The organism is Citrobacter sp. wls619 (assembly GCF_005281345.1).
In the GTDB taxonomy this organism is placed as follows: Bacteria; Pseudomonadota; Gammaproteobacteria; order Enterobacterales; family Enterobacteriaceae; genus Citrobacter.
This window is the reverse complement of record NZ_SZXJ01000017.1, coordinates 1-611: the sequence shown is the minus strand read 5'-3', so window position 1 is coordinate 611 and position 611 is coordinate 1. Positions and strand designations below refer to the sequence as shown.

Below are 611 nucleotides of genomic sequence, written 5' to 3'. Positions count from 1 at the left end.
TCCATTGCTATGGTGACTTTTCTGACATCGGAAAAAATGAAACTGCCGTCACATCCGGACAGCAGCAGATAAAATATGGTGAGAAGCAGACGTTTATTGTGTTTTACTTTTATATAACCATGTGGACAACTCATAAATGACATATTCCCCTGCCCCCCCTAAGATGAATTAGAATGGTTATGTTCGTTTCACCAGATAAAATATAGTGATTACGTTTTTCTGGTAAAATTTATCATGACTGAATATTACATTAGTTACTGGTTTGTTGGCGCTCGTGCCTGATTTTCTGCAATCGATCAAAATCGGGAAAAGGGTTTCCGTATTCGACATAGCCATCCGGATAAACCAGTTTTACCTTTTCGCCGTGCTTCAACGTCAAAGGGTCTGTCAGTATCACCATCTCATCAGTATGAATTATCGGTCTGAACAGAACGCGTTCAATATTATTATCAAGCCGATAGGTATAGAAATAGACACGACCCGTAAATGAAAGTTCCACCAGATTCCCTATCAGATGGTTTATCCTTTTATAGGGATAAAATTCCTCATTAATCATTCTGCTTCGCCCTGGCAGAGGTTCAGTCCGTCCATTTGTAGCCCGGGGATAATGT

The 611-nt window shown here is 40.1% G+C and carries 1 protein-coding gene; it reads right to left on the bottom strand.

Features of this window, described 5'->3' with window-relative positions; translation table 11 throughout:
- Nucleotides 1-250: 250 nt before the first annotated feature.
- Nucleotides 251-611 (bottom strand): hypothetical protein (locus tag FDX19_RS01915; RefSeq protein ID WP_212734698.1); only part of this gene is annotated, 361 nt, incomplete at its 5' end.